Source organism: Ruegeria sp. BI7 (assembly GCF_056537925.1).
The window spans coordinates 641,189-667,527 of record NZ_JBQFSK010000001.1 but is presented as its reverse complement, the minus strand read 5'-3'; the positions used below and the strand labels follow the sequence as shown (position 1 = coordinate 667,527).

Genomic DNA, 26,339 nt, shown 5'->3' with positions numbered 1-26,339 from the left:
TCATGAGCGGCCACGATACCAACGAACTGGGTCAACCCATCGGTCTGCCGGTTTCGGGCGAATTCCCGCGTCCCACGCCGCCCTATACACCGATGGAAGGTCAGTATTGTTCCGTCGTGCCGCTGGACGTGAACCGGCATGCGCCCGGACTTTACCGGGCGTTTGCCAACGACGCGGATGGGCACAACTGGACCTATCTGCCCTACGGTCCCTTCGACAGGGAGCAGGATTTCGAGGATTGGACCCGCGCCACATGCATGGATGCCGATCCGATGTTCCACACGGTCTTAGACGAAGACGAAACGCCGATTGGCATGGCTTCATTTTTGCGGATCGAACCCGCGGCAGGTGTGATCGAGGTCGGCCACATTCACTTTTCACCCCTGCTGCAGCGCAGCCCGAAATCGACCGAGACCATGTATCTGATGATGCGCCGCGTCTTCGACGAGTTGGGCTATCGCCGCTATGAGTGGAAATGCGATGCCCTGAATGCTGCTTCCTGCCGTTCGGCTGAACGATTGGGTTTTACATTCGAAGGCATCTTTCGGCAGGCCACCCATTACAAAGGTCGGAACCGGGATACGGCCTGGTATTCGATCCTCGACAGTGAATGGTCGCGGATCAAGGCCGCGTTTGAGGCTTGGCTATCACCTGACAATTTTGACCACACGGGCCAACAGCGACAACCGCTGCAGGCCCGCAGTCAAGGCAAAGGATCACTCGGCCATCCCGAATTCCATCGACACGTTGACCGAGACTGAAATCTCACCCCCCGCGACAGGCACACCGCCCCCTTCGGCCATGGCCATCGCACGCATCTGCGGTGCGGGGTTGATTCCTCCGACCCGCTCGCTGATCTGCTGAACCTGACCCAGAGTTACATTGGCCGCCTGTGCCAGTTGTTCCGCCTTTGCAGTTGCTTCGGCAACAGCATTGGCTCGTGCCTGCGCCTGCAGCGGTGCGGGGTCCTGCACACCAAAACTGAGCCCACCGAAATCATTCGCACCGTCCTGAATGACCCCATCCATGATCGTGCCCAACTGTGTCAGGTCACGGACACGGACCTGCACATTGTTCGATGCCACAAAGCCGGAAATCTCGGGCCGTTCACCACTTTGATTGTTGCGCCCGGACCAAACCGGCGACAACGACAGATCGCGGGTTTGAACGTCGCGGGATTCGACGCCCATATCCTCAAGCCGTTTCAGAATCTGCGCCACCGCATCAGATGTCGCCTGCATCGCATTTGACGCCTGCGGGTCTTCGTTGGTGACACCCAATGTGATGGTTGCCATATCCGGTGCAGCCTGAACGGTGCCGGTTGCATCCACGGTGATGCGACGTTCTTCCGCATGGGCCATACCTGCGGCTGTCACGGCCAGCATTGCGGCCAGAAAAGCGATTTTCTTCAAGGTCTTCCCTCCAATATCTTCTGTACCAAGATGGGGCTGCCAGGGTTTATCAGACAAGGGGAAGCGCTGGCTTTTTCTTTCCCTCGGCGAGATCCTGCTTTAATGTCAGCCTGCGGACGAAAAGTCGTTTGCATCGATACTGACAATTATGGTTCCTCGGGAATATGAAACCCGCCTTTGCGCTGTCTTTTTCTGCAACCGGAATATCTGTGCACCACCAATCCGATGACGATTGGTTTTGCATTGGTAAGGTTGCATTGGACGCGCCGGACCTGAATGCGCAACTTCACGCCCTGCGGGAAAAAGCATTTGCTTTGGAAAACAACCTACGGTGCAAGGTCATAATCCCGACCGAGCAGGTGCGTTTTTTGTCGGTGGACACTGACAATCAACCCTTTGGAGAAGACGCAAAGGAAAAGCTGGCCGAGGCTACGCCATATACAGTCGAAGACTTAGTTTTTGACACCACGACCGTCGGCCCCACCACCTATGTCGCCGCCGTGACGCAACAAACACTGGATGAGGCACGCGACTTTGCAACCGAACACGGTTTCATACCGGTTCATTTCACTACAGATACCGACGCCAGTTCTTTCCCTTCTGAGCCATTGTTTGGGGCTTCAGAAACTGTACCCTTTGCGACCGAGGCCAAAGATGAGGTTCAATCGGACGCAGCAGAACCAAATGTACATCCCATCGCCGCAGAAGCAGCCCCGGATATGTTCCGATCTGCGCCGGCGGCCTCCGCCCCCACCAAAATACCCACTGAGGTATTTACAAAAAAGTACGTTGTTCCAGTCGCGGCCGCACTGGGGATAGCGGCAGTGTTGGGCGCATGGGCGCTGATCGGATCAAACGACGAGTCACAAACAGCCGAACCGGAAACGGCACAGGTAGAAGACGCCCTGCCCGCACCCACCCCTCAGGCCAGTGTCGAAACCGAGAACCCGACCACGCCCGGAGTGCCGCCTGCCGAAACGGCTGAGCTTGATACGGACGCCACCCTTTCTGAACAGGACGCACCTGCCCAAAACGAGAATATTCAACCCGATCTTTCGCCCACGGACACAGCCATTCTCGAGGCGTTAAACGTCGCCCCGACAATCGTGGAAGAGGTTGCACGCGACCCCATGATCCAAGCAACCTCAGCCCAGCCCGGCCTTGAGATCATCGCGCCCGATCCCCTGTTACCCCCGGCTTTCCCCCCCCAGGATGAGCCGTATCTGGTTTCGGTCGACAACTCCAACCTGTCGACTGACGCCGTTGCCCTGCCCGCGGCACAAAGCTTTGACACAGATACACCCTTTGAACAGGTTGCACTGCCCAGCACCGCCGGCGCCCAGTTCGAGCTTGATGATCGCGGCCTGGTCACACCCAGTGCCGAGGGCACGCTGAACCCGGACGGTATTGTCGTCTATCTCGGGCGTCCTTCGAAGACACCACCCGAGCCACCTGTCCGGTTCGAAAAGGAACCCACACTTGAGGAAACTCCTGACAGGTTGGCCGGGCTGCGCCCAAAGCCCCGCCCCAGCGATCTGATCGAACAGTTCGAACGTCAGCAGCTGGGCGGACGAACGCGTGAAGAACTGGCGGGACGGCGCCCCAAACTGCGCCCCGCCTCACTGCAACAACAGCCGCAGATTGACTATACGCCAACCGCGCTGGCGGTGGTGCGCGTGCCGCGACCAAAATCCCGCCCGGCAGGTCTTGCACCACCTACCGGGACGCAAACCGCCAATCTGGGGTCAACGGCGGCCATCGGTCAGGTCGAGGCCGGGTCATTCCAACCCAAAGCCGTTGCTCCCAAAATTCCGTCTGCCGCTTCGGTCGCGCGTCAGGCGACAATCGACAACGCGCTGAACCTGCGCAAACTGAACCTGATCGGGGTTTATGGAACACCCGCCAACCGCCGCGCGCTGGTTCGGCTGCCTAGCGGTCGTTATAAGAAGCTGAAGGTCGGTGACAGGGTGGACGGCGGCAAGGTCATCGCAATTGGTGACAGCGAATTGCGCTATCAGAAAAAAGGCAGGAACCTGACGCTGAAGATGCCGCGCAGCTAACGCGGACGCGAACGCCCGCATTTTGCTTTAATACACGAACTCAAGCCGCTGAAATTTCGCCGCTTTCGATCTGTTCGCGTTCGATAGATTCGAATAGGGCCTGAAAGTTTCCCTCGCCAAAGCCATCGTCGCCCTTTCGCTGAATGAACTCGAAAAAGATCGGGCCGATCACGGTTTTCGAGAAGATTTGCAGCAAGATTCTGGTCTCGCCGCCATCCAGAACACCTTCGCCGTCAATCAGAATGCCGTGCTTCATCATACGGTCCAACGGCTCGTCATGGTCGGCAACCCGTTCCTTTGACATCTCGTAATAGGCTTTGTTCGGGCCAGGCATGAATTTCAAACCCTTCTCGGCAATCGCGTCGGTCGAGGCATAGATATCTTCGCTGCCCACTGCGATATGCTGGATCCCCTCACCTTTGTACTTGTTGAGATAGGACACGATCTGCCCGGTTTCGCCCCGATCTTCGTTGATCGGAATGCGAATGCGTCCACAAGGCGACGTCAGGGCGCGGCTGAATAGGCCGGTAAATTTGCCCTGAATGTCAAAAAATCGGATTTCGCGGAAGTTGAACAGAGTTTCGTAGAATTCGAACCACTTATCCATATTCCCGCGATAGACGTTGTGCGTCAGATGATCGAGGTAATAGAAACCGTCGCCACGCGGCTTGGACTGTGTGGTCCAGGTGAACTCTTGGTTATAAGGCGAAGTGTCGTAGTACTGATCGATGAAATAGATCAGCGAGCCACCGATCCCCTTGATCGCCGGAACATTCATGACCTTGTCCGCCGCATCATAGGGTTCTGCGCCTTTGGCCACAGCGTGTTCATAAGCTTTTTGCGCGTCCACAACGCGCCAGCCCATCGCCGAAGCACAGGGGCCATGTTCTGCAGCAAAGCGGGCCGCAAAACTCTTAGAGTCAGCGTTGAGGATATAGGTCACGTCACCCTGCTGCCACAGCTCGACCGTGGGCTTGTCCTTGTGGTGGCCAACTTTTTCATAACCCATTCTGGCAAACAGGTCGCGCAACTCCTGCGGTTCGGGGTGGGCGAACTCTACAAATTCAAACCCGTCCGTACCGACCGGATTTTCTTTGCTGATCACAGATTTCGGGGCGTTGTGGGGGAAAGGACCCATGGCGCGTCTCCTTAAAACAGGAATTTCTTTGCTGATTCCAAAATATGCCTTAACTGGCGCTGTTTCTGCGCATAGTTTTCGTGTAAACTAGGCAAGAGTGCGCAAATTCCGCATGTTTGCGCGAAATTTTGGAGATTTTCCGCATATGTTGGATTCCACCGATATGCGCCTGTTATCCGCTTTGCAGGTGGATGCCCATCTGACTGCACATCAACTGGGTGAGATGCTGAACCTGTCGCCCAGTCAGGCCGGGCGGCGGCGGCAACGGCTGGAGGCCGAAGGATACATCACCGGATACGCGGCGCGACTGGACCCGCTGAAACTTGGGCTGCATGTTCAGGGATTCGTTCAAGTACATCTGGGCACCCACGGCCCCGAACAATCGCAAAGCTTTGCACGCATGGTGGACACGCGGCCTGAGATCACCAGCGCCTGGACGATGACAGGTGAGGCAGATTACCTGCTGCATGTCTATTGCGACGATCTAGCCGCGCTCAACCGCTTGCTTCACCAGGTGATCCTGCCGCATCCTGCCGTGGCGCGGGTTCAAAGCCAAATCGTGATGGACCAGCTCAAACGCGACGCCCCGTTGCCCACCTGACCCGACCGAAAGGACCGACATGGACGACTTCCTCTATCAGGCTTCGATCTATCTGGCAGCTGCCGTGATCGCAGTGCCGTTATCGGCGCGTCTGGGATTGGGGTCGGTGTTGGGATATCTGGCCGCCGGGATCGTCATCGGACCCATATTTGGGCTGGTTGGTGCAGAAACAGAAAGCCTGCAGCATGTGGCCGAGTTCGGCGTAGTTATGATGCTGTTCCTGATCGGACTGGAACTTGAGCCGCGCGCGCTTTGGGACATGCGCGACAGGCTTTTGGGGCTGGGCGGCCTGCAGGTCGGTCTGTCAACTGCCGCCATTGCTGCTGTTGCTATTTATGCGAACCACCCATGGTCCGTGGCATTGGCCGTTGGTCTGACCCTGTCGCTATCCTCGACGGCGATTGTGCTACAGACCCTGTCCGAAAAAGGGTTAATGCAGACGAACGGAGGCCGTGCCACGTTTTCCGTGCTGCTGACGCAGGATATCGCAGTGATCCCCATTCTGGCCTTGCTGCCGCTGTTGGCGCTGCCAGCCATGCCACATATCGAAAGCGACGGATCGATCGACCGCGGCGCGAAGGACTTGCACGACACGGCGCATCACAGCTTATCTCTGGTCGAGGGCCTGCCCGGTTGGGCCGTGACGCTGGTCACCCTTGGTGCCATCGCGTTTGTGATCCTGGCCGGCGTCTACCTGACGCGCCCCCTGTTCCGTTTCATCCACGCCACCCGTCTGCGCGAGATGTATACTGCGCTGGCCCTGATGATCGTCGTTGGGATATCCTTCCTGATGACCCTTGTTGGTCTGTCCCCCGCCCTGGGCGCTTTCCTGGCAGGCGTTGTTCTGGCCAGCTCGGAATTTCGGCACGAAATGGAAAGCGACCTTGAGCCCTTTAAGGGTTTGTTCCTAGGCCTGTTCTTCATCACCGTTGGTGCCGGAATTGACGTCGCCTATTTCTTCAACGACCCGCTTGAGCTGATCGGACTGGCGCTGCTGGTCATTCTGACAAAGGGGGCCATCCTGTATTTGGTCGGGCGCGCCTTTAAGCTGCGCGGGCGCGATCACTGGCTGTTCACGCTGGGTCTGGCGCAGGCGGGTGAGTTCGGATTTGTCCTGCTGGCCTTTTCCACGCAGCAGAACGTAATCCCACCTGATTTGTCGCAGAAACTGCTGATGATTATCGCCCTGACCATGCTGATCACTCCGCTGTTGTTCATCATCTACGACCTTCTGTCCCGTCGGATCAGGGAGAATACCCCGCAGGTCGAACCTGACGAGATCGACGAGAAAGGCCCGGTGATCATCGCCGGCATTGGACGTTTTGGTCAGATCGTGAACCGGTTGGTGCGGGCCAGTGGGTTCAAGACCATCGTTCTGGATCATGATATCGAGACCATTCAACTTATGCGCCGCTTTGGCGTCAAAGGCTTCTTGGGCGATCCGACGCGGCCCGAGTTGTTGCGTGCAGCGGGGCTTGATAAAGCCGCCGTTCTGGTTGCTGCAATGGACGACCGCAAGACTGTGACCCGTCTGGTCAGCTTTGCACGTCGCCAGCGCCCGGATCTGCACATCATCGCGCGCGCGCATGACCGCACCCATGTGTATGAACTGTACCAGGCGGGCGCGAATGATATCGTGCGCGAGATGTTTGACAGCTCACTGCGCGCCGGTCGCTATGTGCTCGAGAATATCGGCCTCAGCGAATATGAGGCCGCACAAGCCGAGCAGACCTTTTACCATCACGACCGAGCCTCGATCCGGGATCTGGCCGAGCTTTGGATTCCCGGCATGCCGACGGCGGAAAACAAGAAATACATCGAGCGCGCCCAGCAATTCGAGAAAGACCTGGAAACCGAACTGCTAGAACTGGCTGAGAAACACGCTCAGAAATCGGCCTGATCCTTTTTGGCGGATCAGGCCGTCCGGGTCAGCCGCCGGACACGCCGGCTTCAGCAAAGGTTGCCATGCCTGAATGACAGGCAACCGCGCTTTTGAGGATATTGATCGCCAGCGCACCGCCCGACCCTTCGCCCAGGCGCAGCCCAAGGTTCAACAGTGGCTGTTTGCCCAGCTTCTCCAATACCGCACCGTGTGCGCCCTCGGCACTTTGGTGGCCAGCTACGGCGTGATCCAAAGCCCCGGCAGACACATCGGCCAGACAGGCCGCCGCAGCCGAGCAGATGAAGCCATCCAAGATGACCGGAATACACAGAACACGGGCTGCTGCGATCGCTCCAGCCATGGCCGCAATCTCACGCCCGCCCAGACGGCGTAGGATCTCCAGCCCGTCACCCGATGCACCGTGCAAGGCGACGCCCTCGGCCACCACGCGGGTTTTGTTCGCCAACCCGGCGTCATCCACACCGGTGCCACGCCCGGTCCAGTCCGAGGCTTCTCCGCCGAACAGAGCGCACGCGATTGCAGCAGCCGGGGTTGTGTTGCCAATCCCCATCTCTCCGACGACTAGCAGGTCGGACTTGGGGTCAACAGCTGTCCAACCGGTGCGCAAGGCGTACAACAGGTCTTCCTCGGACATCGCCGGGCCTGCGGTGAAATCCGCCGTTGGCCGGTCCAATTCCAATGCATGCACATCCATGGTGGCCCCTGCGGCCTTGGCCAATTGGTTGATTGCCGCACCGCCATGTTCAAAGTTCATGACCATCTGCACGGTCACATCTGGTGGAAAAGCCGACACACCCTGCGCCGTCACCCCGTGATTTCCTGCAAACACGATAACCTGCGGTGCCAAGATTTGCGGGCGGGCATCGCCACGCCAACCGGCATACCAGATCGCCAATTCCTCAAGCCGCCCCAGCGCGCCGGGCGGTTTGGTCAGCTGTCCGTTCCGGTCAGCCGCGCCCTGCAATGCGGCATCATTCGAACCCGGCGCCTGACTCAGGGCATCGCGGAGTGTTTTCAGGTCATTAAGTTCAGGCAGCATCCAAAGCCTCGTTGCATCAGAGTGGTCCTGTGTGTTTAACCGAAGCGTCCGATCCAACAAGACCCCGAAAGGCGCGGGAGTGCACAAAAACGACACCAAGCTGTTTTCCGTGTGGGATATACCACTGGCGCTGGTCTTGCTGACCCGCCTACCGCTGCCGCGGCTGCCGGAAAACACCTTTGCACGGCAGGCCAGCGCCGCCTGGGCGTTTCCCGTGGTCGGTTTGACTATAGGGCTGCTGGCTTGCGCGGTTGGTTGGGCCACGATGGCTTTGAATTTACCCGCTATGGTCAGCGCTGTTTTCCTGGTTGCGGTTCTGATCATGACCACCGGTGCGATGCACGAAGATGGTTTGGCCGATACCGTAGACGGACTTTGGGGAGGGTTCACCCCGGAGCGCCGATTAGAAATCATGAAGGACAGCCATATTGGCGCCTATGGTGTTCTGGCTCTGATCTTCACGCAGTTGATACGCATCGCTTTGATTGCAACCCTGTTAACGGCAAGCGCATATGCAGTAATCCTTGCGGCCTGCATCTTGTCCCGCGCGGTTATGCCGGTTCTGATGAATGCCCTGCCAAATGCGCGCAATAGTGGTCTGAGCCACTCGGTCGGAGGGCCGCGAGGTGCGACGGTTGCGGCAGGTTTTGGATTGGCTTTGCTAGGCGCGGTACTTTTGATGGGCGCTGCGGCCATTCCGCCAACTCTTGTCGCTGCGCTGGTTGTTGCGGTGCTCGCCGGGGTCGCAAAGGCCAAAATCGGTGGTCAGACCGGTGATATCCTAGGGGCTTCGCAGCAATTGGCAGAACTGACATTCATGACCGCGGTCGTAGCCACACTTTAGGCCGTACCGCCAGTTTCGATCCGCAGCGTTTCGCCGCAGTGCTTGCAATGTACCGCGTCAGGATCATGCCGATAAAGGCCACAGCTGGGGCACTTGTGGCGCACTTTCTGCGGCATGAAAACAGCCTGCGCCAGACGTACGAACAGCGCCACACCCACAACCATTATGAAAACTGAGAACAACTTGCCTGCCGGTGTCGCCAAGGTGATGTCGCCGAACCCTGTCGTCGTCAGCGTCGCCATGGTGAAATAAAGCGCATCAATATAGGCATGCGGGCTGCTATCAGGAATGAAGAACACCAGAACCGCCGTTGAGGTCGCGAATACGAATACAAGCAGATTGATCGCCGCGATGACGGCATCCTCATGCGTTCGGAAAAACTGACTGTCACGCCGCAAATCCCGCAGCAAGTGATAAGAATGGATCAGGCGCAGGGCGCGCAATATTCGCACGAAGGCCAAGTTTCCGGGCAAGAACGGCTCAAGCAGCAGCGAGGCGATCACGACGATATCGGCCAGTGTGTAAATCTTGCGCAGAAGTTTCCAGCGGTCTTTCGAAATCCATAACCGGGCCAAGAAATCCAGCAGGATGAGAAACCCGACGCACAGACTGGCCAGCGTGATCCCCGGCCCATGCGGCACATTCGCCGTGGACACGAAAAACACAATCGACGCGGCATCAAACAGGATCAGACAATAGCGGAACCAGACCGAAATCGGGTCATGCGCGATGTACAGAAACTTAACGGTTTGCTTTATCCTGGTCATGTATCCGCCTCTGACTACAGGAAAATTAGCGGCAAAAGCGGATTTCACCAAGACAAGACACAAAAAAGGCCGCCCCCTTTTCAGGAGCGGCCCCAATTTCAGAATTGCCAGATATCAGGCGGCAGCAGCGCGCGAGGTCAGCACCTCATCGACTTGCTTGGCGGCCGAAACCTCACCGGCGCCGGACACAGCGGCCACTTCGCGGGTCAGACGCTCTAGCGCGGCTTCGTACAGCTGACGCTCGGAATAGCTCTGCTCGCGCTGATCGTCTGTGCGGTGCAAGTCGCGCACCACTTCGGCAATCGAAATCAGATCGCCCGAGTTGATTTTTTGTTCATATTCCTGCGCCCGGCGCGACCACATGGCGCGTTTCACCTTGGCCTTGCCCTTGAGCGTCTTCATCGCCTGGCTGATGACATCGGGCGAGCTGAGTGACCGCAAGCCGGACTCGGTGACTTTGTTGGTCGGCACCCGCAGCGTCATCTTGTCTTTTTCAAAGGAGATGACGAACAGCTCAAGCGAATATCCCGCGACTTCCTGCTCTTCGATCGAGATAATCTGACCCACGCCATGCGCAGGGTAGACAACATAGTCATTCGGGCGGAACTCAAGCTTTTTCGACTTAGACATACAGGTTCATCCTTGGTTATAGAGTAAGATGCGAACAACAAAACAGCCTAGCCGGTGCCATTTCGGCCCCGTCAGGTGGCTTGTTTGTCAAAAAATCAGAACTCCAAAGCACACATACTTACGGAGTACATCCCCATCTCATTCATCATTCAGCTTTCGATTATATCACAAAATTACGACATCTGAAAGGGCACGCCCAAAAATGGCCGTGAAACCTTATAAGTTTCAAAGCGTTGCAACTTGTTTCTACACCTGAACCGACAAGTTCAGAGAGCGAATCGCTTAGCCGCCTTCGCCGGGCGCTTCCGAGAAATACTTCTCCATTTTACCCTCTTCGCCGTCGCGCTCTTCGGCCTCGGGCAGCGGGTCTTTCTTGGTCACGATCACCGGCCATTGTTCCGAGTATTTCCGGTTGAATTCCACCCACTGGTCCATCCCCGGCTCAGTGTCAGGGCGAATGGCGTCAGCGGGGCACTCGGGCTCACACACGCCGCAGTCGATGCATTCATCGGGATGAATGACCAAAGTGTTCTCACCTTCGTAGAAACAATCCACCGGGCATACTTCGACGCAGTCGGTGTATTTGCAGCCAATGCAGTTTTCGGTGACAACATAGGTCATAGTGGGAATCCCGTTTGCGGTTTGGGCGTTTAGCTAATCCAGTATTATACTGTCTTCAAGGGCGGATCAGCCCCTAGTGGTACGAGAAAGATCAAGCGCGCGCCGATCTTTCTTGGTTGGACGACCTTTTCCTTCGAATCCGGGGTTTCCGGGCGGCGCGTCCTTCTTTTCGGTCATATCGAAGTACAATGTTTGCGCTTCGGGTGCAGGGCCACGGCGTTCGCCCAGCTTTTCCACTCGAACGACGCGGACAATTCGCCCCTGCGGAAAGGTCAGAACATCACCGGGTCCTACAGCTTGCGCCGGTTTCAGAACCCGGTTTCCGTTCAACCGAACATGGCCGCCGCTGACCTGTTTGGCGGCTAGGCTGCGGGTCTTGAAGAACCGCGCCTGCCAAAGCCATTTGTCGATCCGCAGCTTGGCCTCAGCCATCGGCGTTTAGTTACCGTCTTTCAAACCCATTAGCGCAGCTGCAAACGGGTTATCGGGGTCGATCGCCTTTTCTTTCTTGGGCGGTCGGGAGGAGAAGGTCTTGGCCCCTTGCGGCTTGCCACCCTTCTTGCCCTGCGGTTTACCGCGACCATCCTGCGGTTTACCGCGCGGCTTGCCTTTGCCCTGCCCCTGCCTCTGTTCACGACGCGGGCCACGGTTGGCCTGACGCTGACGACCCCAAGTGAACGTATAGAACACCTCGACCTCGGGTTCATCCGTTGCCGGAGCCTCGGCTGCCGCCTCGGTGCTGTCGGTGGCCTCGGCTGGCGCCTCGGCGGGGGTGACGACCTCTTCGGTTGCCGCTTCTGGTGCCGGGGTTTCTTCAACAGCGGGTTGCTCGACCGCATTGGTCTCAGGAGTTTCGGCAGGTACCGCTTTCACCTTTTCACGCTCGCCACGCTCGGCTTTATAGCCCAGCCCCTGCATAAGGTCAGCGAACTGTTCCAGCGTCATACCGGTGATCGACAGCATATCGGGCTTGGCTTCAAACCCGCCACGGCTGTCTTCGGCGCGCAACATGTCGGCCAGACGTTCCAGCATGTCGATCCGGATCGAGCGCTCGCCCGCATCGCGGTAGCCGCACATGGTGTCGTACCCTTCGGGTGCATCCTTCGCGACCGGTACGGTGACAAGACCCGGAGGCGGTGCTTCGGGGAATTCCTGCAGCCCATTGGCCAGAGCCCACAAAACCAGACGCAGACGCGTCGGCGCAGGTTTCAGAAGCAGCGGCATAAAGATGGTGAACTGACCGAACCGGATGCCGTGCTTGCGTAGCGCGCCGCGGGCGTCCTGATCCAGATCCTTGACCTCTTGCGCCACACCTGCACGCGGCAGCACGCCCAGTGCCTCTACCATGCGGAAGGCGAAGCCTTTGGCCACTCCGGACAGTTCCTCGTCCCGCGACAGGTTCAGCAACGGTTCGAACAACGCGGCCACTTTACGGTCGATGAAATGCTGCAGACGGCGCTGCACTTTCTGCTCAACCTCTGGGCCTGCGGCCTCATCCACAAACACCTCGACCATCGGCTTGAGCGGTTCAGCCCCGGCAACCAGTTTGCCAACGGCATATTCGCCCCACATCAGGCCGCCCTGATCGGTAAAATCAATTTCGGTATCGGGCGCATTGTAGAAGCGATCGGCGCGCAGATGGAATTGCGGCGCGAGTGCTTGCAGGGAGGCCGTTTTCAAAGCTTTCGCCTCGGTTCCTTGCGCGCTTTTGTCCGGGATAAACCGGAACCCTTCCAGACGACCGACGAATTCGCCTTCGACGGTCACTTCACCCTTGTCATTTACTTCGGCCAAAAGGGCCTCCTTCTGTTTGAGCCGGCGCAGCAACACTGACGTGCGCCGGTCCACAAATCTTTGAGTCAAACGATCATGCAATGCGTCTGACAGCCTGTCTTCTACAGTGCGTGTTTCGTCACGCCAATGTGATTCGTCATGCACCCAACCGTTTCGCTGCGCAACATATGTCCAGGTGCGAATATATGCCAACCTTTTAGACAAAGCATCGATATCTCCGTCGGTTCTGTCGATCCGGCGGATTTGCCGCGCCATGAAATCATCTGGGATCGAACCGCGTTCATGCAAGTGGTCATAGATCACTTCGAGCAGGCTGGCGTGTTCCGCGTGGCTGATGCCGCGAAAATCGGGGATTCGGCACACATCCCACAACAAACGGATCGATTGACCATCACTGGCGCGGGCGGCAACCTCGGTCACTTGCGAGAGCGATTTCAGCACATTCAGATCGTCTGCAGGCCGCGCCTTGACCAGGTGTTCGTCATTCGGGCTGACCTCAAGCGAGTCGATCAGTGCGTCAATCGAGCCAAATCGCAAAGCAGCATTCCGCCAGTTCAGCTTTTTCATCGGCGTAAAGCGGCTGTCCATGATCGCCTGCGCCACGCCGTCTTCCAGCGGTGGGGCCTCACCGGTCACGCCAAAAGTGCCGTCCGACATGCCGCGCCCGGCCCGACCTGCGATCTGCGCCAGTTCGTTCGGGGCTAGAGGGCGCATTCTGCGTCCGTCAAATTTGCTCAGGGACGAGAACGCCACATGGTTCACATCCAGGTTCAACCCCATCCCGATGGCGTCGGTGGCGACCAGATAGTCGACCTCGCCATTCTGATACAGATCGACCTGCGCGTTCCGTGTGCGCGGGCTGAGGGCGCCCATGACCACGGCCGCACCACCCTTTTGGCGGCGCAAAAGCTCGGCAATCGCATAGACACTATCAACCGAGAACCCGACAATTGCGCTGCGCGATGGCATGCGGCTGATTTTTTTGGATCCTGCATAGACCAGCTGCGACATCCGCTCGCGCCGGACAAACTGTGCCTCTGGTACCAAAGCCGCTATGGAACCGCGCATGGTGTCCGAACCCAGAAACAGCGTCTCGTTCGTGCCGCGCGCGCGCAGCAGGCGGTCGGTGAAGACGTGACCGCGTTCTGGATCGGCGCACAGCTGGATTTCGTCGATGGCCACGAAATTTGCGCCCATGCCTTCCGGCATCGCCTCGACCGTGCAGACCCAATATTGGGCGCGGGGCGGCACGATCCGTTCCTCGCCCGTGACCAGTGCCACGACAGACGGGCCGCGAATGGCGACGATCTTGTCATAAACCTCGCGCGCCAGCAGACGCAGCGGCAGACCGATTACTCCGGTCCGATAGCCCAGCATCCGCTCGATCGCGTAATGGGTTTTACCTGTGTTTGTCGGGCCAAGTACGGCCACGATTCGGGATGACCCGCTCACCTTTGCCCCCTGCCCCGGTTCTTTAGAGGGCCGAGCCCTCGACCTGAGGCTTCAGTCGATTCACCGCATTGGTTACTTCTTCATGATGAGGATGTATAGCCAGCGCGCGCTCATACGCATCCAGTGCCTTGTCGGGCTGTTCGATGATCTCAAAAATCAGGCCAAGCCCGAAAATAGCCTCGTAGTTATTCGGGTTCAGCGTCAGCGCATGTTCCAGATCAGCCGCGGCCATGCCAAAGCGATCCATCCCAAAAAACGCCGAAGCACGCAGGTGCCACCCTTCAGCAAAGCCGGGCGCGTGATCAGTCAGGGCCGTAAGGTGTTCAACCGCGGTCAACACATCCCCGTCATCCAGCGCCTCGCGCCCGCGTTCCAGCAGCAAATCCGCCGAGGCCGAACCCGATTGCGACCACAACGCCTTGAGCTGACGGTCGATACCAATTGCCTGTTCCGGCGTGGAAAGCGCCAATTGCTGTAGCAAGGCGTCCTCGTCCCGCGAATCCGCCTGTTGTGCCACCAAACTGGTGGAAAACATGACCGTGACAAAAAGTGCCGTGACGGTACGTTTGAGATTGTTGATTGCAATGCCCATAACAATGTTCAGTGTAGCGTTGCGACCGGGGATGTCCATTCACGGCGCAGAAACAATATGAGGAACACCATGAGCGACATTCTTGAAAAAGCCGCAGCCGCGCTGAACGAAAAGCTGTCCGGCGGCGATTTCGACGCATCGGCCAAATTTGCCATCGCCGATCTGGGCGCTATCGTACTGGACGCGGACGGCGCACGTGTCAGCGATGACGACGCAGATGTCACCCTGAGCGCAGATGCGGATACGTTCGAACAAATCCTCAGCGGCGACCTGAACCCCACAGGTGCGTTCATGTCGGGCAAGCTGAGCGTGGATGGAGACATGGGTATTGCCATGAAACTCGCCTCGGTGCTGGCCTGATGAAGTTCTCGCCGGCCCCTTTCTTTGAAGACGTGGCCGGCGGACCTGCCGGTGGTGCGGCACATTGGGTGACGACTGCGGACGATACGCGTATCCGTGTGGGTCACTGGCACCCCGAAGGTGCAACAAACGGCACGGTGATGATGTTCCCCGGCCGGACGGAATATATCGAAAAATACGGCAACACGGCGGTTGAATTTATCGACCGTGGGTTTGCCTTTCTGGCCGTCGACTGGCGCGGTCAGGGGTTGGCAGACCGTTTGCTGGACGATCCCCGGGTCGGCCATGTCGACCAGTTCACCGATTATCAACAAGACGTACACGCAACTTTGGAACTTGCCGCCCAACTTGATCTGCCCAAACCGTGGTACGTGATCGGACATTCGATGGGCGGCGCAATTGGTCTGCGCGCGGTGCTGGAGCGAGACGTTTTTGCAGCCTGCGCCTTTACCGGCCCGATGTGGGGGATCTTTTTCACTCCGATCATGAAACCGCTCAGCCGGTTGACGGCTTATTGGGGGCCCCGGATTGGGCTAGGTGAGAAAACGCCTCCGACCACGTCGCTGGAAAGTTACGTCGCCTCACAACCCTTTGAAGGCAACATGCTGACGCGCGATGCAGCGATGTATCAAATGATGAAAGACCAGCTTGAGGCGCACCCGGAACTGGCCCTTGGCGCGCCTTCGACCATTTGGCTGCGCGAAGCGCTGGACGAATGCGCCTGGCTGATGGAACAAACCGCTCCCGCGACGCCCGCCCTGACCTTCCTTGGCAGTCACGAGCAAATCGTTGACCGCAAAGCGATCCGGGCGCGGATGGCCAGCTGGCCCAGCGGTAAACTTGTTGAAATTCCCGATGGTGAACATGAGGTGCTGATGGAGGCACCGGATGTGCGCGGCCCCGTCTTCGATCAACTGACGGCACATTTTTTGGCCGCCCATTCGGACACACCGACCTCGGCTGCTCTTTCCAGCTAAACAAAACCTCACGCAAAGGCGGCTTGTGATCCGGGCCGCCCGCGCCTAGATGTTTGCCAAAGCAGATATTCCGAGGTGATCCATGCGCGACCTTCCCTTTCCCGTCCGTGACGCAAACGCAGCCGGTGGCGCCGGCGATCTTGGCAACCTGCCGGAATGGGATCTGACTGACCTCTACAGCTCGGAAGAAGCGCCGGAACTGGACCGCGATCTGGAATGGCTTGAGGGTGAGTGCGCGTCCTTCGCCGCCGACTACGAAGGCAAGCTGGCCGATTTGGATGCCGAAAGCCTGCTGAACAGCGTGCAGCGCAACGAAAAGATCAACGCCATCGCGGGCCGCATCATGTCCTTTGCCGGTCTGCGCTATTACCAACTGACCACAGATGCTGAGCGCGCCAAATTCCTGTCGGATATGCAGGAGAAAATCACCATTTACACCACGCCGCTGGTGTTCTTCACGCTTGAGATCAACCGCATCGACGATGACGCGCTGAAAACAAGTTTTGATGCAAACGCCGATTTGGCCCGTTACGAGCCCGTGTTCCGCCGCATTCGCGCGATGAAGCCCTATCAGCTGTCTGATGAGCTAGAAAAATTCCTGCACGATCTGGGCGTTGTAGGTGACGCTTGGGAACGTCTGTTCGATGAAACCATCGCCGGACTGACCTTCACCGTTGATGGTGAAGAACTGAACATCGAAGGCACCCTGAACCTGCTGACTGAACAGGACCGCTCCAAGCGTGAGGCGGCGGCACGGGAACTGGCCGCTGTGTTTCAGGACAACGTCAAAACCTTCGCCCGCGTTCACAACACGCAGGCCAAGGAAAAGGAAATCGTCGACCGTTGGCGCAATATGCCTACGGCACAAACCGGTCGCCACCTTTCAAACGATGTCGAACCCGAGGTGGTCGAGGCCCTGCGCGAGGCTGTTGTGGCTGCATACCCCAAGCTCAGCCACCGTTACTATGAACTAAAGCGCAAATGGTTGGGTCTAGATGTGATGCAGGTCTGGGACCGCAACGCGCCCCTTCCGATGGAAGACACCCGCATCGTCGGATGGGACGAAGCCGAAAAGACGGTGATGGACGCCTATAACGCGTTTGATCCACGTATGGGTGAGATTGCAGCGCCATTCTTCAGCAAGGGCTGGATCGATGCCGCCGTGAAACCCGGTAAGGCACCGGGTGCGTTTGCGCACCCAACCGTCACTGAAGTCCACCCCTATGTCATGCTCAACTATCTGGGCAAGCCGCGCGACGTGATGACCCTTGCGCATGAACTGGGCCATGGCGTGCATCAGGTTCTGGCCGCAGATCAGGGTGAGATGCTGTCATCCACCCCGCTGACCCTGGCCGAAACCGCCAGCGTATTCGGCGAGATGCTGACTTTCCGCAAAATGCTGGATCAGGCCGAAACGCCCGAGCAGCGCAAGGTGCTGTTGGCCGGTAAGGTAGAGGATATGATCAACACGGTTGTCCGTCAGATCGCCTTTTATGATTTTGAATGCAAACTGCACGCGGCACGGCGTGAAGGCGAACTGACCCCGGATGACATCAACGCCCTGTGGATGAGTGTTCAGGCCGAAAGCCTTGGCCCCGCATTCGAATTCATGGACGGGTACGAAACCTTCTGGGCCTATATCCCGCATTTCGTCCACTCACCCTTCTATGTCTACGCCTATGCGTTTGGGGATGGCTTGGTGAACGCGCTCTATTCCGTTTACGAAAGCGGGTCCGAAGAGTTCGAAGACAAGTATTTCGAAATGCTGCGCGCCGGTGGGTCCAAACACCACAAAGAACTGCTTGCCCCGTTCGGGCTGGACGCCAGCGATCCGAAATTCTGGGACAAGGGCTTGTCGATGATTTCGGGCTTCATCGACGAATTGGAAGCGATGGAAAGCTGATCACTTCTGACTTTTGGTCGTCAGGAACACGGCGGCTACGATCAACACCGCCCCAAGGGCTGCAATCGGCGTGATTGCGGCCCCGAGAAACAGCGCCGAGTTGATGAACGTGAACACGACCGAGGCGGCGAACATCAAGGTCGCTGTCAGCGTCGACACCCGCGCGGCGGCCTCGTACCACAAGTAATAGGCCAGCGCGGTCGGAAGTACCCCCAACAGGAGCAGAAAGACCACGTCATTGGCCGTCGGAACTTGCAACGAAAACACGGCCAGCGGCAGCAACAAAACGCCAGAACATAGGAATATCCCGAAGAGGAAATTCAGACGCTCTGCGGTTGATTCCGAATTGCGCATCGCGCGGCTGCTTGAGATCAGAAATACCGCCCAGCTGAGGCCCGCACCGATTTCAAGCAGATCGCCGAACAAGGGGTCTCCGCCCCCTTGGAAATCCTGATAAACTGTTAGAAAAACGCCCAGAATTGCCAACGCTGTGGCCAGAACATCGGTGCGTGTGACGGGGGTGTCGGCAAAGAAGTACAAAAACACCAACACGAAGAATGGCGCAGTATTTTCAAGCACCATCGCATTGGCCGCACCGGTATATTCCAAGCCGATATGGAACAGGATGTAGTTGACGACCGTCGACAGAACCGCCAGCCGAAAGTTCCAGTCGCTCAGACGGATCGACACGGCAACCCGCATCACGCGCAGCATGCAATAGATGGCCATTGCGGCAATGAACAGGCGCGTCACCGCAATTTGCAGCCCGCCCAGATCGCTGGTCAGATAGCGCACGATGACGCTGTGTGTGCCCCAAAGGAAGGCGGCCAGAAACCCAAGCACCAGACCATTTTGAAAAAGCTTGGTGTCGGGCACCCCTCGGATCCGCTTACTTCAACTGACTGTCTTTAGAGCCACGCCGATTGATCCCAGAACGCGCTTTGAAAGCCCCATCCCGTTCCTGCTGGCAATCCAGACACAATTTGACGCCCGGCAAGGCCAAACGCCGTTTCTCGGGGATCGGTTCCTCGCATTCGGCGCAATGGGTCAGGCTTTCGCCCACTGGCTGCTTTTGCGCTTGCATCCGGGCAAGCTCATCCGAAATGGATGCTTCGATCTGTTCACTCACTGCGCCGTCACGCGCCCAACCGCCTGCCATGGCGTCCTCCTGATCAGGTGCACGCCAGATTAGCCGAGCCGGACGCGACGTGGCAAGTCAGAGGGAAACCGCCCCTTCCAGCACGCGATCAATCATCTCCTGCGTCCCGCGTGAGAATTCAAGCGGACATGGGTATTTGACACCTTCGCGCACGGATCGGCAAAACGCCTCGACCTGCAGCTTGTAATGGTCATCCCCGGGAAAGCGCGTGACCTGAACCTCAAGCCCCGGACGGTGCAATTCCACGCGCGCCTCACCAAAGACGCGTGCGTTGAACGGAGCAGTCAGGCGAATAACCCCACCTTCGCCGTGAAACACCATCTCTTGATGCGGATGCATGCGGATCGAGACATACGCGGAATAGGTAAATTCCGGAAATTGTGCGCGAATTTCCGTGAAGGTGTCGATCCCGTCCTGCCAACGAATGGCCGACTCCACCCGTACCGGCTCCTGCCCTGTCGCAAACCGCGCGCCGCCGATCACATAAACACCGATGTCGCGCAGCCCGCCACCGCCGGTCTCGGCACGATTGCGGATGTTTCCGGTATCCGCGCGATTGTCGAAACTGAAGGCACCGGTCACATGCACCAATTTGCCGATGGCCCCATCGGAAATCAACTTTCGCACCAATTGCCACTGCGGATGATGGACGATCATGTAAGCCTCGGCCGCCAGCAGCCCGGTCTTATCCCGTTTTTGGATCAGAGTGTCGAACTCGGCCCCGTTCATGGCCATCGGCTTTTCGCACAGGACATGCTTGCCCGCATCCAATGTTTTGAGACTCCATTCCACATGCAGGTGGTTGGGCAAAGGAATATAAACAGCCTCAATCTGAGGGTCCGCAAGCAACGCGTCATAACTGTCATAAACCACCAAGTCAGAACAAAAGGCCCGAAACGGTTCAGCCTTGGCAGCGTCTGATGTGGCCAGCCCGGCCAGACGCGCGCCGTGGGCCGCATGAATCGCCGGTGCCATGAATTGCCGCGCGAACTTGGCAGCACCCAGAACACCCCATTGAACTGGTATATGCATAATTTCCTCCGACATGTGTAATCAGGGGCGATCCAATCGTTATCGCTAACAACCCCATTTCCTGACCTTCTAGCAACCATCCGACGTTAAGTCAGGCTTTTATCTGCATGGAACCTTCGTAGTCTGCCCCCAATGGTTGAAAGGGAGTGAGAATGAAACGGGTCCTCAAGTGGATTGGCGGTCTGCTGTTGCTTGCGGTTGTGGTGGGTGCCGTCGTGTTTTTCGGATTTCTTCCGTCTTACATTGAAGCTGATCGGAACAACGTGATCGCCCATGCCCCCTATGCGGTGTCCGACGATGCCGCCGCATTGCACGAAACCCTGATCGTCGGCGACCTACACGCGGACCCCCTGTTGTGGAGCCGTGATCTGACCGAACGCGGTACACGTGGGCAGGTAGATATCCCACGACTGATCGAGGGGAACGTCGCGCTACAGGTCTTTACTGCCGTCACCAAATCCCCTGCCGGTCAGAACTATGAGGCGAACTCGGCTGAGTCTTTTGATAACATTACCCTTTTGGCCATCGGACAGTTGTGGCCATTGCGCACGTGGGACAGCCTGAAGGAACGCGCCGTCTATCAGGCGGAAAAGCTACATCAGTTTGAAGCGGCCTCGGACGGGCATCTGAAAGTCGTCAAGACAAGGGCTGACCTGGACGCCGTGCTGGCTGCCCGTGCGGCAGGCCAACCCGTTGTCGGAGGCATCCTGGGCATTGAAGGCGCGCATGCGCTAGAGGGCGATCTGAACAATCTGGTCGCTCTGTTCGACGCCGGCCACCGAGTGTTTGGACTGCACCACTTTTTTGACAACGAACTGGGCGGATCATTGCATGGGGTGGGCAACGCTGGCCTGACAGAGTTCGGCCGTCAGCTTGTGGCAGACCTGACGCAACGGCCCGTAGTGATCGATTTGGCCCATTCCAGCCCTCAGGTCGCGCGTGACGTGATCGATATGACTGATGTTCCCCTGATCGTCAGCCACAGCGGCTTGCACGGATTCTGCCCGGTCAAACGCAATTATCCCGACGATCTGATGCAACAGATTGCCGCCACCGGCGGTGTAATCGGCATGGGTTATTGGGCGGACGTTACCTGCGGGGACATCACCCCGACAGGCATCGCCAAGATGATAAAGGCAGCCATCCAGACCGTTGGTGAAGACCATGTCTCGTTGGGGTCAGACTATGATGGCTCAGTAGAAACCGCATTTGACACATCGGAATTGGCGGCCCTGACCTCGGCATTGTTGGATCAGGGATTGACCGAAGCTCAGGTTCGGAAAGTGATGGGTGAGAATATGGTGAGAGTTTTCCAGCAACAATTGAACTAGTCGCACCTTGTGATTCAAATTGTTGAAATTTAAATGTGATTCGGTGCCGCCAAACCGGATCTTATCCGGGCTCTCAATTGATAAATCCGAATTTCGTGATCCGTTTTCCAACTCTCCCCGTAACAACTTTATCGCCGGGGAGAGAAACCTGACTTGTCAGCATTACTCCCGACCAAAGGCGCGCAACCGGGTGGGAGATAAACCGATATGCCAGCTAATACAGAACTACCTTCGATTACCGGAAAAGTCCTGGAACTAAGCGGGGACCCGGGATCCTTCGACCATAACGCTCATGATTTCGACATCCTTCGCGAGGCTGTTCTTGCAGCAGGTCTGGACGGAGCGTTGGCCGACCCCAACGCCGATCTGACCGTTTTTGCGCCGAAAGATGCGGCATTCATCGGATTGGCTCAGGCTTTGGGCTTTGAAGGCTCGGACGAAGCCGGAGCGATCAATCACATCGTGAAAGCTCTGACCCTTTTAGGCGGAGGCGATCCGATTCCTCTGCTGACCGAGATTCTAACCTATCACGTCGTCGATGGGTCATTCACGAAACAAGAGGTCGTCAGTTTGGGTGACGGTGCGGCCATCGAAACGCTGCAGGGTGGTGAAGTGGAACTGAACCTTTCCAGCATGCCACCCAGCCTGGGCGATGCGGACCCGGGAATCGACGATCCAGGTCTTGTCGGATTCGACGTTCCCGCTTCGAACGGAATAATCCACGTTTTGGATGGGGTTCTGCTGCCGGTATCCGTGACCGGCATCCTTGGCCAGAAGAATACAGATTTCATTCTGGGAGATGACTCGGACGAATTCCACTTCACCGGTCGTGGCAAGGATTTTGTGCATGGTGGTGGCGGAAATGACGTCATCGGCGCCGGTCGCGGTAAGGATATTGTTCTAGGTGGTGATGGCAATGACACCATTTTCGGCGGTCGTGGCATGGACATTCTGCGAGGCGATGATGGGAACGACAAAATCTTTGGCGGTCGCGGCAAAGACCTGATCGATGGCGGCGCTGACGATGACTTTTTGGTCGGCGGCCGTGGGCGTGACACCTTTTTCTTCGAAGAAGGCGACGGAGAAGATACCATCCTCGACTTCGAGATCGGCAAGGACAAGATCGACCTCAGCGGCTACGACGGTATCGACAGCTTTGAGGATATCGAAGACCACATCGAAAGCGGGTTCTTCCGCACCACAATCGAGTTGGGAGATGGCGACAGCATCGATCTACTTGGTGTTGGAAACGGTCAACTGTCGGAAAGCGATTTTATCTTTGCTTAAACAAAAAAGCCCGCCATCTACGGCGGGCTTTTTTTGCTTGGGTCCGTCTCAGACGTTGCCCAGCATCCCTTTTTCACGCGCCAATTCGCGCATTTTCTTTTGGAGCTTCTCAAACGCACGAACCTCGATCTGACGAATACGCTCGCGGCTGACATTGTACTGCGTACTCAGGTCCTCCAGCGTGACGGGCTGATCCATCAAGCGGCGCTGAGTCAGGATGTCCTTTTCCCGATCATTCAGGACTTCCAGAGCAGCCGCCAGAAGCTCGCGCCGGGCGTCCAACTCGTCGCGGGCTTCGTAATCGCCAGCCTGATCGGCATCCTCATCCTCAAGCCAATCCTGCCACTGCATGGTGCCTTCGCCTTCGGACCCAACAGTCGCGTTCAACGAAGCGTCGCCACCGGACATACGGCGGTTCATGCTGATGACTTCTTCTTCGGTCACGCCCAGATCATTGGCGATCTGCTTGACGTTCTCGGGACGCAGGTCGCCTTCTTCCAGCGCACCAATGCGTGCCTTGGCTTTGCGCAGGTTGAAGAACAGCTTTTTCTGCGCGCTGGTCGTGCCCAGTTTCACCATGGACCACGACCGCAGGACGTACTCTTGGATCGAGGCGCGAATCCACCACATGGCATAAGTCGCCAACCGGAAACCTTTTTCCGGGTCGAACTTTTTGACAGCCTGCATCAGGCCCACGTTGGCCTCGGAAATCACCTCGGCCTGCGGCAAACCATAACCGCGATAGCCCATGGCAATCTTGGCCGCCAATCGCAGATGCGATGTGACCATTTTATGAGCCGCTTCAGTATCTTGCTCTTCGACCCAACGCTTCGCCAGCATGTACTCTTCTTCCGGCTCCAGCAGCGGAAATTTGCGAATTTCCTGCATATAGCGGTTCAGGCCGCCTTCTGGCGTCGGCGCGGGGAGATTTGCGTAATTTGCCATGATTCATGTCCCTCCGACAAATGTTTAATTCGTTAACATGGGATATGGGAGGTCGTCCCAATCCGTTCAAGAGGTACCGTTAACAGTTTGGAATTAACGATAGATAAAGGAAACCAAAGAAAGCCTTAATCACGTAACTTTGCGCATTATGTCAGCGGTGCGCGAAGCTGTTCAATCAGTTTCTGCATATCTTCGGGCAATTCGGCCTCAAACCGCAGGTTTTCACCAGTTACCGGGTGTTCAAAACCCAACACAGCGGCGTGGAGCGCCTGCCGCGGAAAGGCTCTCACGGCCTCGGCTGTGGTCGCGCTGAACGCCTTGGCGGCCAGTTTTCGCTTGCCGCCGTAAACCGGATCGCCCACCAAACCGTGCCCGGCATGGGCCATGTGTACGCGGATCTGGTGCGTGCGCCCGGTCTCCAACCAGCATTCGATCAAAGCCAACCCTGCTGGTGATCCAAAAACCTCGACCAGACGTGCCCGCGTCACCGCATGACGCCCGCCATGAAACAGCACCGCCTGCCTTTGCCGGTCGGTCTTGTGCCGTGCCAGTTGCGTGGTCAGGCGCATGATGTTTCCGGGCTCGAAGCTGACGCCTTTGACACCGCGCAAACGAGGGTCATTCGCATCCGGCACGCCGTAGCAAATCGCGCGATAGTAGCGCTCGACCGTGTGCGCCTCGAACTGTGCAGCCAGACCGTGATGGGCCGCATCGGATTTCGCCACCACCAGCAGGCCGCTGGTTTCCTTGTCGATGCGATGTACGATTCCGGGACGCTTGACCCCGCCTACCCCGGACAGGTCGTCACCGCAGTGATGCAGCAACGCATTGACCAATGTACCGCTCGGAGACCCCGGCGCAGGATGCACAACCATGCCCGCCGGTTTGTTGATAACGACCAGGTCTGCGTCCTCAAAGACAATCTCCAACGGGATATCTTCGGGACCAATATGGCTGTCCTCTGCCTCATTCACGGTAATCGCCACGGATGCGCCCTCGGCCACTTTGGCTTTTGGGTCGCGCGCCTCGATGCCGTCGATCAGAACAGCGCCCTGATCAATCAGCCGGGCCAACCGCGTGCGCGAGAGGTTTTCATCGGCTGGCACATCCCGCGAAAGCGCCTTATCAAGACGAGGCGGCGGATCGGCCGCAATCTGAAATTCAATCTGGCGGGTGCCCATGACTGTCCCTTCCGAACCCCAAGAACCGCAGGAAACACCGCAGCTTCGCCTGCTGCGGAGAATGGTCATGTTGTTGACCGCGGTGATGATTGGCGGGGTTCTAGTGACATTCGCGCTGATTGTCATCCGACTAACGGACAGAACCCCCACCCTGCCCGATCAGATCGAGCTTCCAGACGGCGCCAAAGCACAGGCAGTGACAATCGGCAGCAACTGGTATGCGGTAGTGACCGATGACAACCGTATTTTGATCTTTGACAAAACAACCGGTCGCCAGCGTCAGGAAATCACCATCGAACGGTAGGGTTCAATCCTCTAGCGCCATTCGAAAGACGATCTCGGACGCGCGGCGCAGGGCGTCGTATTCCTCGGGCGTGTCGCGTCGGAATTTCTGGTCTTCTTCGTTTAGCTCAACCGGCTCAAACAGCCTTGGCCGGTCGGGAAAGAACTCTTGCTGGAATGTGACGTCTTGCTTGGTCAAATACTCATCCAGCCAGGCCCGTTCGTCCGGCTCCAGCACATCATAGCGCCGGATCATGACCGGATCACTGACCACGCGCCGACGCAGCTGGCGACTTTCCTTGCGCCCCATGGAACGTGAGACAATGCCAAAAGCTTCGCTGGCCACACGCGACTGAGATTGGTTAGCGGGCCGTTTAGCCGCCGTGCCGTCCGGCAAAGGCACGCCTATGCGCGACATGAAATCATCCACGATATGGCCTTGGACCATCTGCGCTCGATCATACATCATCGGGACAATCGTAACGCCTGGAAAAGCCTGCCGGATTTGGTCCAGTTTCGCCGAAAAGGTGAAGGTCCCAGGGTCATTCTTGATTTTCGCTAGCCTGTCCCGGACATATTCCGACGCGCTGGTGCCCATACGGCCATTCTTAGCGCGCTGCTTGTAGTCGGCTTCAAAGAAATCCGAGTAGCGGCGGCAATAGTAGGTGATCCTTAAGTCGCGAGAGGGGATTTCCGCGAAAACCTGTGCCAACTTGTTCAAGTCACAGGAATAGAACATCTCTGAAGACACTAGGCAGGTCTGATCGCTGTGCGCCTCATACTCGGTTGCCATCAACGCGCGGAACGGGTCCATCGACTCATTGGTCTGATTGATGCGAAAGGCGATGATGTTGTGGCTGATCGCCAGACGTCCGCTCCCTTCCAACCGACGACGGCCCGCCTCAAGATAATGCAAGCCGACATCAGCCAGTGGGGCCTTGTTCTGACGCACATATGCCTGCAACGCAGTCGTGCCGGTCTTGGGCATACCTATATGCAGCCAAAGCATCACAGGCCTCCTGTTTCAAA

The 26,339-nt window shown here is 57.5% G+C and carries 26 protein-coding genes; 11 read left to right on the top strand and 15 right to left on the bottom strand.

The window, feature by feature from the left end; translation table 11 throughout:
* Positions 1-2: 2 nt before the first annotated feature.
* The gene (locus ACR0JB_RS03365; RefSeq protein ID WP_170393652.1) at positions 3-761 is read left to right on the top strand and encodes a GNAT family N-acetyltransferase; all 759 of its coding nucleotides are present in this window, start codon (positions 3-5) and stop codon (positions 759-761) included.
* Here ACR0JB_RS03365 and ACR0JB_RS03360 read toward each other — a convergent pair.
* Positions 717-1,412 (bottom strand): SIMPL domain-containing protein, encoded by a 696-nt coding sequence (locus ACR0JB_RS03360; protein WP_170393650.1) that lies wholly within the window; start codon positions 1,410-1,412, stop codon positions 717-719. The two genes, ACR0JB_RS03365 and ACR0JB_RS03360, sit on opposite strands and share 45 nt — an antisense overlap.
* A gap of 209 nt (positions 1,413-1,621) precedes the next feature.
* Between ACR0JB_RS03360 and ACR0JB_RS03355 the strand changes: the two genes are divergently transcribed.
* Positions 1,622-3,472, top strand: a complete 1,851-nt coding sequence (locus ACR0JB_RS03355; RefSeq protein WP_367648243.1) for a hypothetical protein — start codon at positions 1,622-1,624, stop codon at positions 3,470-3,472.
* A gap of 40 nt (positions 3,473-3,512) precedes the next feature.
* Here the strand turns inward: ACR0JB_RS03355 and hppD are convergent, their stop codons facing one another.
* The gene (hppD, locus tag ACR0JB_RS03350) at positions 3,513-4,610 is read right to left on the bottom strand and encodes a 4-hydroxyphenylpyruvate dioxygenase (protein WP_170393646.1); all 1,098 of its coding nucleotides are present in this window, start codon (positions 4,608-4,610) and stop codon (positions 3,513-3,515) included.
* Positions 4,611-4,755: 145 nt separating this feature from the next.
* Here hppD and ACR0JB_RS03345 point away from each other — a divergent pair, with 145 nt between their 5' ends.
* The gene (locus tag ACR0JB_RS03345) at positions 4,756-5,211 is read left to right on the top strand and encodes an Lrp/AsnC family transcriptional regulator (RefSeq protein ID WP_058281113.1); all 456 of its coding nucleotides are present in this window, start codon (positions 4,756-4,758) and stop codon (positions 5,209-5,211) included.
* A gap of 19 nt (positions 5,212-5,230) precedes the next feature.
* Positions 5,231-7,111, top strand: coding sequence for a monovalent cation:proton antiporter-2 (CPA2) family protein (locus ACR0JB_RS03340; RefSeq protein WP_170348386.1), 1,881 nt, complete (start codon positions 5,231-5,233; stop codon positions 7,109-7,111).
* A gap of 28 nt (positions 7,112-7,139) precedes the next feature.
* On the opposite strand, the gene cobT is transcribed toward ACR0JB_RS03340, so the two are convergent.
* A complete protein-coding gene (gene cobT / locus ACR0JB_RS03335; protein ID WP_170393644.1) occupies positions 7,140-8,153 on the bottom strand; it encodes a nicotinate-nucleotide--dimethylbenzimidazole phosphoribosyltransferase in 1,014 nt (337 codons plus the stop codon).
* Between the two features lie 79 nt (positions 8,154-8,232).
* Between cobT and cobS the strand changes: the two genes are divergently transcribed.
* Complete coding sequence (gene cobS, locus ACR0JB_RS03330; RefSeq protein WP_170393642.1) at positions 8,233-8,997, top strand: adenosylcobinamide-GDP ribazoletransferase; 765 nt, start codon at positions 8,233-8,235, stop codon at positions 8,995-8,997.
* Here the strand turns inward: cobS and ACR0JB_RS03325 are convergent.
* The 6 genes from ACR0JB_RS03325 to ACR0JB_RS03300 all read right to left on the bottom strand — a co-directional run bounded on the left by ACR0JB_RS03325 (position 8,994) and on the right by ACR0JB_RS03300 (position 14,892).
* Complete coding sequence (locus tag ACR0JB_RS03325; protein WP_170393640.1) at positions 8,994-9,764, bottom strand: potassium channel family protein; 771 nt, start codon at positions 9,762-9,764, stop codon at positions 8,994-8,996. The genes cobS and ACR0JB_RS03325 overlap by 4 nt on opposite strands.
* A gap of 114 nt (positions 9,765-9,878) precedes the next feature.
* The gene (locus ACR0JB_RS03320) at positions 9,879-10,394 is read right to left on the bottom strand and encodes a CarD family transcriptional regulator (protein ID WP_170348382.1); all 516 of its coding nucleotides are present in this window, start codon (positions 10,392-10,394) and stop codon (positions 9,879-9,881) included.
* Between the two features lie 282 nt (positions 10,395-10,676).
* Positions 10,677-11,015 (bottom strand): ferredoxin FdxA, encoded by a 339-nt coding sequence (gene fdxA, locus ACR0JB_RS03315; protein ID WP_170348381.1) that lies wholly within the window; start codon positions 11,013-11,015, stop codon positions 10,677-10,679.
* A 66-nt stretch (positions 11,016-11,081) separates the two neighbouring features.
* Positions 11,082-11,447 (bottom strand): RNA-binding S4 domain-containing protein, encoded by a 366-nt coding sequence (locus ACR0JB_RS03310; RefSeq protein ID WP_170348380.1) that lies wholly within the window; start codon positions 11,445-11,447, stop codon positions 11,082-11,084.
* Between the two features lie 6 nt (positions 11,448-11,453).
* Positions 11,454-14,261, bottom strand: coding sequence for a helicase-related protein (locus ACR0JB_RS03305; RefSeq protein WP_170393638.1), 2,808 nt, complete (start codon positions 14,259-14,261; stop codon positions 11,454-11,456).
* 22 nt (positions 14,262-14,283) lie between these two features.
* The gene (locus tag ACR0JB_RS03300; protein ID WP_170505007.1) at positions 14,284-14,892 is read right to left on the bottom strand and encodes a tetratricopeptide repeat protein; all 609 of its coding nucleotides are present in this window, start codon (positions 14,890-14,892) and stop codon (positions 14,284-14,286) included.
* A gap of 30 nt (positions 14,893-14,922) precedes the next feature.
* On the opposite strand from ACR0JB_RS03300, the gene ACR0JB_RS03295 reads away from it, so the two are divergent.
* The 3 genes from ACR0JB_RS03295 (at position 14,923) to ACR0JB_RS03285 (ending at position 18,093) form a co-directional block, all read left to right on the top strand.
* Positions 14,923-15,213 (top strand): SCP2 sterol-binding domain-containing protein, encoded by a 291-nt coding sequence (locus ACR0JB_RS03295; RefSeq protein ID WP_058280950.1) that lies wholly within the window; start codon positions 14,923-14,925, stop codon positions 15,211-15,213.
* Positions 15,213-16,190 carry an alpha/beta fold hydrolase gene (locus ACR0JB_RS03290; protein WP_170393634.1) on the top strand — a complete coding sequence of 326 codons (978 nt, stop codon included), beginning with the start codon at positions 15,213-15,215 and terminating at the stop codon, positions 16,188-16,190. Before ACR0JB_RS03295 ends, ACR0JB_RS03290 begins: the two co-directional genes overlap by 1 nt.
* Before the next feature lie 82 nt (positions 16,191-16,272).
* Positions 16,273-18,093 (top strand): M3 family oligoendopeptidase, encoded by a 1,821-nt coding sequence (locus ACR0JB_RS03285; RefSeq protein ID WP_170393632.1) that lies wholly within the window; start codon positions 16,273-16,275, stop codon positions 18,091-18,093.
* Here the strand turns inward: ACR0JB_RS03285 and ACR0JB_RS03280 are convergent, their stop codons facing one another.
* Genes ACR0JB_RS03280 through ACR0JB_RS03270 form a run of 3 tightly spaced genes read right to left on the bottom strand, consistent with a single transcriptional unit; the run spans position 18,094 to position 20,284 of the window.
* Entirely contained in the window at positions 18,094-18,969 is an 876-nt protein-coding gene (locus tag ACR0JB_RS03280) for a DMT family transporter (protein ID WP_170348375.1), read from the bottom strand.
* Between the two features lie 13 nt (positions 18,970-18,982).
* Entirely contained in the window at positions 18,983-19,252 is a 270-nt protein-coding gene (locus ACR0JB_RS03275) for a DksA/TraR family C4-type zinc finger protein (protein ID WP_170348374.1), read from the bottom strand.
* 57 nt (positions 19,253-19,309) lie between these two features.
* Positions 19,310-20,284, bottom strand: coding sequence for a Gfo/Idh/MocA family protein (locus tag ACR0JB_RS03270; RefSeq protein ID WP_480789677.1), 975 nt, complete (start codon positions 20,282-20,284; stop codon positions 19,310-19,312).
* A 152-nt stretch (positions 20,285-20,436) separates the two neighbouring features.
* On the opposite strand from ACR0JB_RS03270, the gene ACR0JB_RS03265 reads away from it, so the two are divergent.
* Both ACR0JB_RS03265 and ACR0JB_RS03260 read left to right on the top strand, forming a co-directional pair.
* Positions 20,437-21,615 carry a dipeptidase gene (locus ACR0JB_RS03265; protein WP_170505003.1) on the top strand — a complete coding sequence of 393 codons (1,179 nt, stop codon included), beginning with the start codon at positions 20,437-20,439 and terminating at the stop codon, positions 21,613-21,615.
* A gap of 207 nt (positions 21,616-21,822) precedes the next feature.
* The gene (locus ACR0JB_RS03260; protein ID WP_170505000.1) at positions 21,823-22,902 is read left to right on the top strand and encodes a fasciclin domain-containing protein; all 1,080 of its coding nucleotides are present in this window, start codon (positions 21,823-21,825) and stop codon (positions 22,900-22,902) included.
* A 48-nt stretch (positions 22,903-22,950) separates the two neighbouring features.
* Here ACR0JB_RS03260 and rpoH read toward each other — a convergent pair whose 3' ends face one another.
* Both rpoH and ACR0JB_RS03250 read right to left on the bottom strand, forming a co-directional pair.
* Positions 22,951-23,847 carry an RNA polymerase sigma factor RpoH gene (gene rpoH, locus ACR0JB_RS03255; RefSeq protein WP_170348370.1) on the bottom strand — a complete coding sequence of 299 codons (897 nt, stop codon included), beginning with the start codon at positions 23,845-23,847 and terminating at the stop codon, positions 22,951-22,953.
* Between the two features lie 146 nt (positions 23,848-23,993).
* On the bottom strand, positions 23,994-25,028 hold the full coding sequence (locus tag ACR0JB_RS03250; RefSeq protein WP_170374858.1) for an RluA family pseudouridine synthase: 1,035 nt from the start codon (positions 25,026-25,028) through the stop codon (positions 23,994-23,996).
* On the opposite strand from ACR0JB_RS03250, the gene ACR0JB_RS03245 reads away from it, so the two are divergent.
* Positions 25,027-25,332 carry a DUF6476 family protein gene (locus ACR0JB_RS03245; RefSeq protein ID WP_170374856.1) on the top strand — a complete coding sequence of 102 codons (306 nt, stop codon included), beginning with the start codon at positions 25,027-25,029 and terminating at the stop codon, positions 25,330-25,332. The two genes, ACR0JB_RS03250 and ACR0JB_RS03245, sit on opposite strands and share 2 nt — an antisense overlap.
* A gap of 3 nt (positions 25,333-25,335) precedes the next feature.
* Here the strand turns inward: ACR0JB_RS03245 and ACR0JB_RS03240 are convergent, their stop codons facing one another.
* A complete protein-coding gene (locus ACR0JB_RS03240) occupies positions 25,336-26,319 on the bottom strand; it encodes a hypothetical protein (RefSeq protein WP_170504997.1) in 984 nt (327 codons plus the stop codon).
* Positions 26,320-26,339: the final 20 nt, after the last annotated feature.